Consider the following 12,185-nt stretch of genomic DNA (forward strand, 5'->3'; position numbering starts at 1 on the left):
CGGTCAGTCCACGTAGCTGACGCTGACGATCTCGTACTCGCGCTGGCCGGCCGGGGCGTCGATCACGATCGAATCGCCTTCCAGCTTGCCGATCATCGCCCGCGCCACCGGCGAGGAAATCGCGATCAGGCCCAGCTTGATGTCCGCTTCCAGGTCACCGACGATCTGGTACTTCTTCTCTTCGTCGGTTTCCACGTCGGCCAGCGTCACGCTGGCGCCGAACACCACCTTGGAGCCGGCATTGAGCTTGCTCACGTCGATGATCTCGGCGTGCGACAGCTCGCCCTCCAGCTGCTTGATGCGGCCTTCGATGAAGCCCTGTTCCTCGCGCGCGGCGTGGTACTCGGCATTCTCCTTCAGGTCACCGTGCTCACGCGCTTCGGCAATGGCGGCGATGACCTTCGGGCGCTTGACCGACTTCAGGTGATCCAGTTCGTCGCGCAGCTTCTGCGCGCCCTTCATGGTGATGGGGGCTCTCATGCATTCAACTCCTTGTGCAGCTCCTGCAGCGACCAGACGGGGCCGGTGCCGCGGAATTCCAGTGAATCCACCAGCGCCTTGGCGCCGGCAATGGTGGTCGAGTAGGTGACGCGATGCTGCAGCGCCTCGCGGCGGATCGAGAACGAGTCGTTGATCGCCGAACGACCTTCGGTCGTGTTGACGATGTAGACGATCTCGCCGTTCTTGATCGAGTCGACGATGTGCGGACGGCCTTCGACCACCTTGTTGATGATCTCGCAGTCCATGCCGTGCTGCTGCAGCCACGCGGCGGTGCCACGGGTGGCGACCAGGCTGTAGCCACGCGCCAGCAGCGCCTTGGCCACCGGCAGCACGCGCTTCTTGTCCGGGTCGCGGACCGAGACGAAGGCCTTGCCGACCGGCGGTGCCTTGATGCCACCGGCTTCCTGCGCACGCGCAAAGGCGGCGTTGAAGGTGCGGCCGACGCCCATCACCTCGCCGGTGGAGCGCATCTCCGGCCCGAGGATCGGATCGACGCCCTGGAACTTGGCGAACGGGAAGATCGCTTCCTTCACCGAGTAGTAGTCCGGCACGATTTCCTTGGTCGCGCCCTGCTCGGCCAGGCTCTTGCCAGCCATGCAACGGGCGGCGATCTTCGCCAGCGCCATGCCGGTGGCCTTGGACACGAACGGCACGGTGCGCGAGGCACGCGGGTTCACTTCCAGCAGGTAGATGGTGTCGGCACCCTCGTCGCTGGTCTGGATCGCGAACTGGGTGTTCATCAGGCCGACCACGTTCAGGGCCTTGGCCAGCTCCACCACCTGGCGGCGCAGTTCGGCCTGGGTTTCAGCCGACAGCGAATACGGCGGCAGCGAGCACGAGGAATCGCCCGAGTGCACGCCAGCTTCTTCGATGTGCTCCATCACGCCACCGATCAGGACGTTGCCATCCTTGTCGGCAATGATGTCGACGTCGCACTCGACAGCATTGTCGAGGAAGCGGTCCAGCAGCACCGGCGAATCGTTGGACACCTTCACAGCGTCGCGCACGTAACGGGCCAGGTCGGCTTCGCCGTAGACGATTTCCATGGCACGGCCGCCCAGCACGTAGCTCGGGCGCACCACCAGCGGGTAGCCGATCTCGCGGGCCAGCAGCAGGGCTTCCTGATCATTGCGGGCGATGCGGTTCGGCGGCTGCTTCAGGCCCAGCTTGTCCACCAGCTGCTGGAAGCGCTCGCGGTCTTCGGCCAGGTCGATCGAGTCCGGGCTGGTGCCAATCACCGGCACGCCGTTGGCTTCCAGCGCGCGCGCCAGCTTCAGCGGGGTCTGGCCGCCGTACTGCACGATCACGCCCTTCGGCTGTTCCAGTTCGACGATTTCCAGCACGTCTTCCAGGGTCAGCGGCTCGAAGTACAGGCGGTCGGAGGTGTCGTAGTCGGTCGACACGGTTTCCGGGTTGCAGTTGACCATGATGGTTTCATAGCCATCCTCGCGCAGCGCCAGTGCCGCGTGCACGCAGCAGTAGTCGAACTCGATGCCCTGGCCGATGCGGTTCGGGCCACCGCCCAGGATCATGATCTTGTCGCGGTTGCTCGGCGCGGCCTCGCACTCGTCCTCGTAGGTCGAGTACAGGTAGGCGGTACCGGTGGAGAACTCACCGGCACAGGAGTCCACGCGCTTGTAGACCGGGCGCACCTTGTGCGCACGACGCAGCGCGCGGATGGCGGCTTCGTTGGTGCCGGTCAGCTGCGCCAGGCGCGCGTCGGAGAAGCCAGCGCGCTTCAGCTTGCGCAGGCGTGCGGCATCCAGCGCATCGATGCCGCCGGCAGCGACTTCGGCTTCGGCCGCGATGATTTCCTCGATCTGGTCCAGGAACCAGTGATCGATGAACGACAGTGCGTAGATCTCTTCCACGCTCATGCCGGCGCGGAACGCATCGGCCACATAGAACAGGCGCTCCGGGCCCGGCGCCTTCAGCTCGCGACGCAGGGTCTGCAGGTCGTCTTCGTTGCCCAGGTCCAGGCCGGTCGGGTCGAAGCCGACCTTGCCGGTTTCCAGGCCACGCAGGGCCTTCTGCACCGACTCCTGGAAGGTGCGGCCCATCGCCATCACCTCGCCCACCGACTTCATCTGGGTGGTCAGGCGGGCATCGGCGGCCGGGAACTTCTCGAAGGCGAAGCGCGGGATCTTGGTGACGACGTAGTCGATGGACGGCTCGAACGAGGCTGGGGTCAGGCCGCCGGTGATTTCGTTCTTCAGTTCGTCCAGGGTGTAGCCCACGGCCAGCTTGGCGGCGACCTTGGCGATCGGGAAGCCGGTGGCCTTGGAAGCCAGCGCCGAGGAACGCGACACGCGCGGGTTCATCTCGATGACGACCACGCGGCCGGTCTTCGGGTTGATGCCGAACTGCACGTTCGAGCCACCGGTATCGACGCCGATCTTGCGCAGCACGGCGATGGAGGCATCGCGCAGGCGCTGGTATTCCTTGTCGGTCAGGGTCTGGGCCGGGGCCACGGTGATCGAGTCACCGGTGTGCACGCCCATCGGGTCCAGGTTTTCGATCGAGCAGACGATGATGCAGTTGTCCGCGGTATCGCGGACCACTTCCATCTCGAATTCCTTCCAGCCCAGCACCGACTCTTCCACCAGCACTTCGGTGGTCGGCGACAGTTCCAGGCCGCGGCTGACGATCTCGACCAGCTCTTCGCGGTTGTAGGCAATGCCGCCACCGCTGCCGCCCAGGGTGAAGCTGGGGCGGATGATGGTCGGATAGCCGACGCGGGTCTGGATTTCCAGCGCTTCGTCCAGGGTGTGGGCGACGGCGGCAGTCGGGCACTCCAGGCCGATCTCACCCATGGCCACGCGGAACAGCTCGCGGTCTTCGGCCATGCGGATCGCTTCGCGCTTGGCGCCGATCAGTTCGACGTTGTACTTCTCCAGCACGCCGTGGTCGGCCAGGTCCAGCGCGCAGTTCAGCGCGGTCTGGCCACCCATGGTCGGCAGCAGCGCATCGGGCTTTTCCTTGGCGATGATCTTCTCGACCGTCTGCCAGTTGATCGGCTCGATGTAGACGGCGTCGGCCATCTCCGGGTCGGTCATGATCGTGGCCGGGTTGCTGTTGACCAGCACCACGCGGTAACCCTCGTCACGCAGGGCCTTGCAGGCCTGGGCACCGGAGTAGTCGAACTCGCAGGCCTGGCCGATGACGATCGGGCCAGCACCGATGATGAGGATGGTCTTGAGGTCAGTGCGCTTGGGCATTTTCTTCTCTAAGTCAGTACAGCGTGACAAGGGGGGTGATCGCACGCTGTCGATAAGGAATCTTGATCCGCAGCGCCGCGCCGGGGGCAGCAGCGATGCGGGGTTTACGGTCCATCGCGACGCCACCGGCAGGCCGGCGGCGTACTGATCACGCCTTGGCCTGCTCCATCAGCACCACGAAGCGGTCGAACAGCGGGCCGACGTCGTGCGGGCCGGGCGACGCTTCCGGATGGCCCTGGAACGAGAACGCCGGCACGTCGGTGCGGGCGACGCCCTGGTTGGTGCCGTCGAACAGCGAACGGTGGGTCACGCGCAGGGTCGGCGGCAGGGTTGCTTCATCGATCGCGAAACCGTGGTTCTGCGAGGTGATCATCACCCGGCCGCTGTCCACGTCCTGCACGGGATGGTTGGCACCGTGGTGGCCGTGGCCCATCTTCATGGTCTGCGCGCCCGAGGCCAGGCCGAGCAGCTGGTGGCCCAGGCAGATGCCGAAGGTCGGGATCTTCACGTCGATGAAGGTCTTGATCGCTTCGATGGCGTAGTCGCACGGTTCCGGGTCACCCGGGCCGTTGGACAGGAACACGCCGTCCGGCTTCAGTGCCAGCACCTCGGCGGCCGGGGTCTGCGCCGGCACCACGGTCACTTCGCAACCGCGCTCGGCCAGCATGCGCAGGATGTTGGTCTTCACGCCGAAGTCGTAGGCCACGACCTTGTACTTGGCCGGCACGCTGACGAAGGCGTTGGCATCCAGGTCCAGCTGGCCCTCGGTCCAGGTGTAGGTCTTCTCGGTAGTGACGACCTTGGCCAGATCCATGCCCTTCAGCCCCGGGAACTTGCGGGCGGCTTCCAGTGCCTTTTCCACGTCGATGTCGCCGGCCATCAGCGCACCGTTCTGCGCACCCTTCTCGCGCAGGATGCGGGTCAGCTTGCGGGTGTCGATGCCGGCGATGGCGACCACGCCACGCTGGATCAGCCAGTCCTGCAGCGACACCTGGCTGCGCCAGTTGCTGGGGCGGCGCGGAACGTCGCGCACGATCAGGCCGGCCGACCACACCTTGGACGCTTCGTCGTCCTGGTCGGTCATGCCGGTGTTGCCGATATGCGGATAGGTCAGCGTGACCATCTGCCGGGCGTAGGACGGGTCGGTCAACACTTCCTGATAGCCGGTCATGGCGGTGTTGAACACCACTTCACCGACGGACAGGCCGGGCGCGCCTACGGATTCGCCCTCGAATACGGTGCCGTCTTCGAGGACGAGGATTGCGGCTTGGGTCACGGGAATCTCACTTTGGCTACCGAGGGGGCTGCCGAAGTCACGCCTGCGCTTCACGGAAATCCGGTTGCAAAAAAGCGCGGACGTACGGTCTGGGACCGGTCCGGCTTTCGTGATTCGGCGAGTGCGAATTGTAGCGCTGCCGGGGCGCTCACGCCAGCGGTTATCGCGCATTGTGAACAGGCGATTGCGCATTCATTTCAATCCGGCGGTGTATGCGGGCCGGAGGCGGGGTCGGATCCATTCCCGAATGGGAAAGGCTCTGACCCCAGGCGCCCTCGGATGGGGTCAGAGCCCTCTCCGCTGGAAAGGGATCCAGCCCCAGGAATCAGCCCGCCTTACTGCAGCAGGTCCCGCACGCGGTAGCTGCCCGGGGCCCGGCCCTGCAGCTGGCGGGCGGCAAACAGGGCGCCGCGGGCGAAGATGTCGCGATTGGTGGCCCGGTGTACCAGCTCGATGCGCTCGCCCAGCCCGGTGAACTGCACCAGATGCTCGCCTACGATGTCGCCGGCGCGCAGGCTGGCGTAGTGCGGCTCCGCCCCGCCCCGCTGCGCGGCCGCGCCCAGGGTCAATGCAGTGCCCGATGGCGCGTCCTTCTTCTGGGTGTGGTGCGATTCGACGATGTCGCAGTCCCAGCCGGCCAGCGCCTGCGCCGCGCGCTCCACCAGTTCGTCCAGTACCGCCACGCCCAGGCTGAAGTTCGAGGCCCATACCAGCGGGATCTTCGCCGCTGCCGCATCCAACGCCTGGCGCTGCGTGCTGGAAATGCCGGTGGTACCCGACACCAGCCCTGCCCCGCGATCCACGCACAGCGCCAGCAGCGGGTCGAAGCCCTCCGGCAGGCTGAAGTCAATGGCCACGTCGAACACCGGCGCACCGGGCAGTTCGCTGGCCGCGAAGAACGGCACACCGTCGACTACGCGCTGGGCCGGCGCGCGACCGGTCACGGCGGCCACGATCTGCAGGGTTTCGGAATGTTCGGCGGCCAGCCGCAGCAGGGCTTGGCCCATGCGCCCGGAGGCACCGTGAATGAGCAATCGCAGGGGAGTCTGGTTCATGCCTGCAGGCTAGCGGCAGCACGCCCGCTCCGGCAAGCGCCATCGCTGCGATGCTGCATGCCCCTGCGGTGACGGGTTTGCCACTGGACGCGGCAACGCTCCCCTTCAAGTCTGTGGCCCTTCCCTCAGCCCGGGCAAAACCCCATGAAATCCTCGACCGTCTTCAGCAAATGCGCCAGGAAGACCGGTTATGCCGGGACGTCGACCACGCGCTACCGCTTGCTGGATGCCGCCCTGCTTGTCGTTAATCACCAGCGCGCCAGCGAAAGCCGGGGCTTCTATGTGAATGCTGGACTCTACTTTCCAGAGCTGCTCGCGTATCCCCTCGCGCCTGACGATCTTGAAACGGCTTTCCGGTACCGCTCCAGCATTCCCACGCCCCATGTCGACTGGCGGATCGAAGAAACGCCGGGCCTGCGCCGGACCTTCATCCAGCAGGATCTTGATGACCTGCTGGAGGCCGGCAACCGCGACGCGCTGAAGGCCCTGCTGCTCGATGCCCTGGCCGACGTGGCGGGTTTCGCAGCAGCCCATGGAAACCGGGAATCGGTGCGGCGATTGAATCAGGGCGGGAACTTCCGCGCGATCATCCGCAGAGAGGTCTGAACCCCGGCGCGTGCGAACCAAGCTTCGCATCGACAGGTCGAAAGTTCGCGACCTCCGGACAGCCGCGGTTGAGCATGGCTGGACGCTACTTCTTGGTCGGCCCGCAGCTGTCGCACCCCCCACAGGCACCGCCACCCCCACTGGCCGGCGGCGCGATCTTCCGCCCCAGCGCCTGCAGCCAGGCCGCGCGACCCGGCTTCAGCAGGGCCAGCGCCAAGGCCCCGCGCAGCGTGCGCACGGTACCCGGGAACTGCTTCTTCAGTACCACCCAGGCACTGACCAGCACGGCCACCGCGATGATCAGGTACTGGATCAGCAGCCCGGTATCCATCAGCCGCCTCCCAGCGCCTTGGTCACCTGGTAGGTGATCAGCGCGGCCACGTAAGCCGCGGCAAACAGGTAGAACGCGGCAAAGCCCATCTGCTTCCACGAGTTGGTCTCGCGCTTGATGGTCGCCAGCGTCGAGATGCACATCGGGGCGTAGATGTACCAGACCAGCAGCGACAGCGCGGTCGCCAGCGACCAGCCATCGCTGATCAGCGGGGTCAGCGCCTGGCTGGCGGCATCGTCATCGGCGGCCGACAGCGCATACACGGTGGCCAGCGAAGATACCGCCACCTCACGCGCGGCCAGGCCCGGGATCAGCGCGATGCAGATCTGCCAGTTGAAGCCCAGCGGCGCGAAGAACACCGCCATCGCATGGCCGATCTGGCCGGCGTAGCTGTAGTCGATGGCTGGCATCGTGGCATCGGCCGGTGCCGCCGGGAACGACAGCAGCACCCACAGCAGGATGGTCAGCGCCAGGATGATGCCGCCGACGCGCTTTAGGAAGATCATGCCGCGCTCATACAGGCCGACCGCCAGGTCACGCACATGTGGCAGGCGGTACGACGGCAGCTCCAGCATCAGCGGATGCTCGCTCTTGTCGCGGCGCCACTTCTTCATGATCCAGGACATCGCCAGCGCACTGAGGATGCCGGCGGCGTACAGGCCGAACAGGACCAGGCCCTGCTGGTTGAACACCCCCCACACCGTCTTCTGCGGAATGAACGCACCGATCAGCAGGGCGTACACCGGCAGGCGCGCCGAGCAGGTCATCAGCGGTGCGACCAGGATGGTGGCCAGGCGGTCACGCGGGTCCTGGATGCTGCGCGTGGACATGATGCCCGGCACCGCGCAGGCGAAGCTGGACAGCAGCGGGATGAACGAGCGGCCGGACAGGCCGGCGGCGGCCATCATGCGGTCGAGCAGGAACGCCGCACGTGGCAGGTAGCCAGATTCCTCCAGCACCAGGATGAAGAAGAAGAGGATCAGGATCTGGGGCAGGAACACCACCACGCCACCGACGCCGGCGATGATGCCATCGGTCAGCAGGCTGGCCAGCGGACCCTCTGGCAACACGCTGCCAACGAGAGCACTGAGCCAGGCGAAGCCAGCCTCGATGCCATCCATCAACGGCGTCGCCCAGGCGTACACCGCCTGGAAGATCAGGAACATCACCACTGCAAGGCTGATCAGCCCGAACACCGGGTGCAGTAGCCAGCGGTCCAGCGCGTCGTCGATCTTCGCGGTCCGCGCCGGCATCCGCACGGCGACCGACAGGATCTCGCGCACCTTGGCGTGGTAGTCGATGCCACCTTCCGGGCCCGGCACCGGTGCATCCAGGTGCGGCACCATCGCATCGAGGCGTTCGACCAGGGCCTTGGCACCCTGCTTGCGCACCGCTACGGTCTCCACCACCGGTACGCCCAGCTCGCGCTCCAGCGCGGCCACGTCCACCTGGATGCCACGGCGCTGGGCCGCATCGACCATGTTCAGGGCGACCACCATCGGCTTGCCCAGCTCACGCAGCTCCAGCGCGAAGCGCAGGTGCAGGCGCAGGTTGGTGGCGTCGATCACGCACAGCAGCACGTTCGGCGCAGCTTCGCCCGGGTAGAAGCCCCGGCACAGGTCACGGGTGATCGCCTCATCCAGGCTGGCCGGATGCAGGCTGTAGGCACCCGGCAGGTCGAGCACGGCGAATTCGCGGCCGGACGGCGCGCGCAGGCGACCTTCCTTGCGCTCTACGGTGACGCCGGTGTAGTTGGCGACCTTCTGCCGGCTGCCGGTCAGCTGGTTGAACAGCGCGGTCTTGCCGCTGTTGGGGTTCCCGACCAGCGCGATGCGCAGCGGTGAGGCGGAGACAGTGGCGGTCATGCACGTCGTTCCTGGCTGGCAGCGTCGACCACGACGCGCTTGGCTTCACTGATCCGCAGCGCGAACCGGGTGAACCCGACCTGCACCAGCAGCGGCTCGCCCCCCACCGGGCCCTTGGCCACCAAGCGTACTTCCTCGCCATTCACGAAACCCAGCTCGCGCAGGCGACGGGCAATGGCATCGTTGGCATGCAGGTCCTGCACGGACTCGACCACGGCCGAGGTGTGCAGCGGCAGTTCGGACAGCGTCATCTAGCGTGTTCTCTGCTGGATGTAAATGGTTCTCGATTCTAACATTCCCGCGTCGCGTCATGGCCCATGACCAATGGCCCGCTATGATCCATACAGGTATGGAGTGACCCTGGAATCCCATGAACGATGCTTTGCAGATCGAGCGCCGTGGCGCTGTCCTCACCCTCTGGCTGAACCGGCCGGAGCTGCACAACGCCTTTGACGCCAGCCTGATCGCCCGGCTGACTGCCGCACTGGAAGCCGCCGGCGGCGATGATTCGGTCCGGGCCGTGGTGGTCGCCGGTCACGGCGCTTCCTTCTCGGCCGGTGCCGACATGCAGTGGATGCGCGGCATGGCCGCCGCCAGCGAGGCCGACAACCGCGAGGACTCGCTGGCCCTGGCGCGGCTGATGCGCACCCTGGACGAGCTGCCCAAGCCGACCCTGGCCCGGGTCCATGGCGCCGCCTTCGGGGGCGGCGTCGGCCTGGTCGCCTGCTGCGACATCGCCATCGCCAGCACCTCGGCCCGCTTCGGCCTGACCGAAAGCCGCCTCGGCCTGCTGCCGGCGGTGATCTCGCCCTACGTGATCGAGGCCATCGGCCCGCGCCAGGCGCGGCGCTGGTTCGCCACCGGCGAGCACTTCGATGCCGACACCGCGCTGCGCATCGGCCTGGTCCACCAGCTGGTCGAGCCCGAACGCCTGGACGAAGCCCTGGAACGCCAGCTGGCCCTGCTCGACAAGGCCGGCCCGATCGCCTCGTCCACCGCCAAGCAGCTGGTGCGGCAGGTCCGCGACAGCCATGACCGCGACGCGCTGGATCGGGATAATGCCGCCCTGATCGCGCGCCTGCGGGTGTCCGCCGAGGGCCAGGAAGGCCTGGGCGCCTTCCTCGACAAGCGCGCCCCCCACTGGGTCACGGAAGCCTGAACATGCTCGATCATCTTGGTTTGACCAGCGCCGACCTGGCGCGCAGCAGGACCTTCTTCCTGCAGGCACTGGCGCCGCTGCAGATCGACGTCGTGATGGAAGTGAGCGCCGAAGAAACCGGTGACCACGACCACATCGGCTTCGGCAGCGACGGCAAGCCGTTCTTCTGGCTCGGCAATGGCGGCACCACCAGTCACGGCGTGCACGTGGCCTTTGCCTGCACCCGCCGCGCGCAGGTGGACGCCTTCCACGCCGCCGCTCTCGCCGCCGGTGGCCGCGACAACGGCGCCCCGGGCCTGCGCCCGTGGTACCACCCGGATTACTACGCCGCCTTCGTGCTCGACCCGGACGGCAACAACATCGAAGCGGTCTGCCACCGTCCGTCCGATGGGGCAGCCGCATGAGCGATTACGTCCGCATCGTCGAGGTCGGCCCGCGTGATGGGCTGCAGAACGAAAAGCAGTCGGTGTCCACCGCCGACAAGATCGAACTGATCAACCGCCTGTCGGCCACCGGCCTGCGCAGCATCGAGGCGACCAGTTTCGTCAGCCCGAAGTGGATCCCGCAACTGGCCGACGCCGCCGAGGTCTATGCCGGCATCCAGCGCCGGCCGGGCGTGCACTACCCGGTACTGGTGCCGAACGAACAGGGCTACGACCGCGCCCGTGCGGTGGGCGTGGAGGAAGTGGCGGTGTTCACCGCCGCCTCCGAGGCCTTCAACCGTACCAATACCAATGCCGGCATCGACGAATCGCTGGCCCGGTTCGAGCCGATCCTGCGCCGCGCCGCCGCCGATGGCGTGCGCGTGCGCGGCTATGTCTCCACCGCACTCGGCTGCCCCTACCAGGGCGAGGTGCCGCTGGCCGACGTGGTGCGGGTGGCGCGCGCCCTGCACCAGATGGGTTGTTACGAAATCTCACTGGGCGACACCATCGGCGTCGGCACCCCGCGCAAGGCACGGGCGATGCTGCAGGCGGTTGCCGCCGAGATTCCGATGACGGCACTGGCCGTGCACTTCCACGACACCTACGGCCAGGCCATCGCCAACATCGCCACCTGCCTGGAAGAAGGCGTGCGCGTGGTCGACAGCGCGGTCTCCGGCGCCGGTGGCTGCCCGTATGCCAAGGGCGCCAGCGGCAACGTCGCCAGCGAGGATGTGGTCTATCTGCTGCAGGGCCTGGGCCTGGACAGCGGCGTGGACCTGCCGGCACTGGCCGAGACCGGCCGCTGGCTGGCCGGCCTGCTCGGCCGTGCCACCGCCAGCCGCACCGGACAGGCGCTCGCAGCGGCCGGCTGAGCACCCCGCTGCGCCGCTCCTGCCGGGGCGGCGCAGTGCACAACGGCGACGGTCGCCGCTTCCGTTAGAATCGGCGGTTCTCGAACCTGCAGGACCGTTCAATGCAGCTGTCTTCCGTACGTGCCGTGATCACTGGCGGCGTCTCCGGCCTCGGCCTGGCCGTGGCCCAGCACCTCGTCGCCCAGGGCGGCAAGGTGGCCCTGTTCGACCTCAACGATGACAAGGGCGCTGCCGCCGTCGCCGGACTGGGTGCCGACAAGGCCCGCTATTTCAACGTCAACGTCAGCGATGAAGCGGCGGTTGCAACGGCCATCGACCAGGCCCACGAATTCCTCGGCGGCCTGAACGTGGCGATGAACTGTGCCGGCATCCTCGGCGCCGGCCGCGTGCTGGGCAAGGAAGGCCCAATGCCGCTGGCCGGCTTCCAGGGCACGGTGATGGTCAACCTGGTCGGCAGCTTCAACGTGGCCAAGGCCGCGGCCAACCGCATGCAGCACAACGAGGCCGGCACCGACGGCGAGCGCGGCGTCATCATCAACACCGCCAGCATCGCTGCCTATGAAGGCCAGATCGGCCAGGCCGCCTATGCCGCCAGCAAGGGCGGCGTGGTCTCGATGACGCTGCCGATGGCGCGCGAACTGTCGCGCTTCGGCATCCGCGTCAATACGATTGCTCCCGGCGTGTTCTGGACGCCAATGGTGGACGGCATGCCCGAAGCCGTGCAGCAGTCGCTGGCCGCCTCGATCCCGTTCCCGTCGCGCCTGGGCAAGCCGGAAGACTTCGCCAGCCTGGTCGGCTTCATCCTTGGCAACACCTACCTCAACGGCGAGACCATCCGCCTGGACGGCGCTACCCGCCTCGCTCCGAAGTGATTCCC

Annotated in this window: 12 protein-coding genes; 5 read left to right on the plus strand and 7 right to left on the minus strand. The window is 67.0% G+C overall.

The annotated features are described in order from the left end of the window. Positions 1-3 precede the first annotated feature (3 nt). From greA to dapB, 4 genes are all read right to left on the minus strand, one after another. Entirely contained in the window at positions 4-468 is a 465-nt protein-coding gene (gene greA / locus AC5P7S_RS11050; protein WP_026347191.1) for a transcription elongation factor GreA, read from the minus strand. An 8-nt stretch (positions 469-476) separates the two neighbouring features. Continuing rightward, a complete protein-coding gene (gene carB / locus AC5P7S_RS11055; RefSeq protein WP_065177614.1) occupies positions 477-3,719 on the minus strand; it encodes a carbamoyl-phosphate synthase large subunit in 3,243 nt (1,080 codons plus the stop codon). Positions 3,720-3,867: 148 nt separating this feature from the next. Then, complete coding sequence (carA, locus tag AC5P7S_RS11060; protein WP_095378827.1) at positions 3,868-4,995, minus strand: glutamine-hydrolyzing carbamoyl-phosphate synthase small subunit; 1,128 nt, start codon at positions 4,993-4,995, stop codon at positions 3,868-3,870. Between the two features lie 335 nt (positions 4,996-5,330). After that, a complete protein-coding gene (gene dapB / locus AC5P7S_RS11065) occupies positions 5,331-6,050 on the minus strand; it encodes a 4-hydroxy-tetrahydrodipicolinate reductase (protein ID WP_080375120.1) in 720 nt (239 codons plus the stop codon). 144 nt (positions 6,051-6,194) lie between these two features. On the opposite strand from dapB, the gene AC5P7S_RS11070 reads away from it, so the two are divergent. Then, complete coding sequence (locus AC5P7S_RS11070; protein WP_065177640.1) at positions 6,195-6,656, plus strand: DUF4304 domain-containing protein; 462 nt, start codon at positions 6,195-6,197, stop codon at positions 6,654-6,656. A gap of 85 nt (positions 6,657-6,741) precedes the next feature. Here the strand turns inward: AC5P7S_RS11070 and AC5P7S_RS11075 are convergent, their stop codons facing one another. From AC5P7S_RS11075 to AC5P7S_RS11085, 3 genes are read right to left on the minus strand one after another with little or no spacing between them, the layout of a single operon-like run. Continuing rightward, positions 6,742-6,987, minus strand: coding sequence for a DUF6587 family protein (locus AC5P7S_RS11075; RefSeq protein WP_065177612.1), 246 nt, complete (start codon positions 6,985-6,987; stop codon positions 6,742-6,744). Then, complete coding sequence (gene feoB / locus AC5P7S_RS11080) at positions 6,987-8,852, minus strand: ferrous iron transport protein B (RefSeq protein ID WP_095378825.1); 1,866 nt, start codon at positions 8,850-8,852, stop codon at positions 6,987-6,989. The genes AC5P7S_RS11075 and feoB overlap by 1 nt, the downstream gene beginning before the upstream one ends. After that, positions 8,849-9,103 (minus strand): FeoA family protein, encoded by a 255-nt coding sequence (locus tag AC5P7S_RS11085; RefSeq protein WP_005416370.1) that lies wholly within the window; start codon positions 9,101-9,103, stop codon positions 8,849-8,851. Before AC5P7S_RS11085 ends, feoB begins: the two co-directional genes overlap by 4 nt. A 119-nt stretch (positions 9,104-9,222) precedes the next feature. On the opposite strand from AC5P7S_RS11085, the gene AC5P7S_RS11090 reads away from it, so the two are divergent. The 4 genes from AC5P7S_RS11090 to AC5P7S_RS11105 all read left to right on the plus strand — a co-directional run bounded on the left by AC5P7S_RS11090 (position 9,223) and on the right by AC5P7S_RS11105 (position 12,180). After that, positions 9,223-10,011: an enoyl-CoA hydratase/isomerase family protein gene (locus AC5P7S_RS11090; protein ID WP_005416369.1), complete on the plus strand. Its 789-nt coding sequence runs from the start codon at positions 9,223-9,225 to the stop codon at positions 10,009-10,011. Positions 10,012-10,013: 2 nt separating this feature from the next. Then, positions 10,014-10,415: a VOC family protein gene (locus tag AC5P7S_RS11095; protein WP_095378822.1), complete on the plus strand. Its 402-nt coding sequence runs from the start codon at positions 10,014-10,016 to the stop codon at positions 10,413-10,415. Beyond that, positions 10,412-11,308: a hydroxymethylglutaryl-CoA lyase gene (locus tag AC5P7S_RS11100; RefSeq protein ID WP_095378819.1), complete on the plus strand. Its 897-nt coding sequence runs from the start codon at positions 10,412-10,414 to the stop codon at positions 11,306-11,308. The genes AC5P7S_RS11095 and AC5P7S_RS11100 overlap by 4 nt, the downstream gene beginning before the upstream one ends. A gap of 101 nt (positions 11,309-11,409) precedes the next feature. After that, a complete protein-coding gene (locus tag AC5P7S_RS11105) occupies positions 11,410-12,180 on the plus strand; it encodes an SDR family oxidoreductase (protein ID WP_049396115.1) in 771 nt (256 codons plus the stop codon). Positions 12,181-12,185 lie beyond the last annotated feature (5 nt).

The organism is Stenotrophomonas sp. YJH_SMC_32 (assembly GCF_059369975.1).

What these genes read in the sequence shown, in the direction of transcription:
- carB (WP_065177614.1), bottom strand. Translation starts at nt 3,719, where the DNA reads ATGCCCAAGCGCACTGACCTCAAGACCATCCTCATCATCGGTGCTGGC.
- dapB (WP_080375120.1), bottom strand. Translation starts at nt 6,050, where the DNA reads ATGAACCAGACTCCCCTGCGATTGCTCATTCACGGTGCCTCCGGGCGC.
- AC5P7S_RS11070 (WP_065177640.1), top strand. Translation starts at nt 6,195, where the DNA reads ATGAAATCCTCGACCGTCTTCAGCAAATGCGCCAGGAAGACCGGTTAT.
- AC5P7S_RS11075 (WP_065177612.1), bottom strand. Translation starts at nt 6,987, where the DNA reads ATGGATACCGGGCTGCTGATCCAGTACCTGATCATCGCGGTGGCCGTG.
- feoB (WP_095378825.1), bottom strand. Translation starts at nt 8,852, where the DNA reads ATGACCGCCACTGTCTCCGCCTCACCGCTGCGCATCGCGCTGGTCGGG.
- AC5P7S_RS11085 (WP_005416370.1), bottom strand. Translation starts at nt 9,103, where the DNA reads ATGACGCTGTCCGAACTGCCGCTGCACACCTCGGCCGTGGTCGAGTCC.
- AC5P7S_RS11090 (WP_005416369.1), top strand. Translation starts at nt 9,223, where the DNA reads ATGAACGATGCTTTGCAGATCGAGCGCCGTGGCGCTGTCCTCACCCTC.
- AC5P7S_RS11095 (WP_095378822.1), top strand. Translation starts at nt 10,014, where the DNA reads ATGCTCGATCATCTTGGTTTGACCAGCGCCGACCTGGCGCGCAGCAGG.
- AC5P7S_RS11100 (WP_095378819.1), top strand. Translation starts at nt 10,412, where the DNA reads ATGAGCGATTACGTCCGCATCGTCGAGGTCGGCCCGCGTGATGGGCTG.
- AC5P7S_RS11105 (WP_049396115.1), top strand. Translation starts at nt 11,410, where the DNA reads ATGCAGCTGTCTTCCGTACGTGCCGTGATCACTGGCGGCGTCTCCGGC.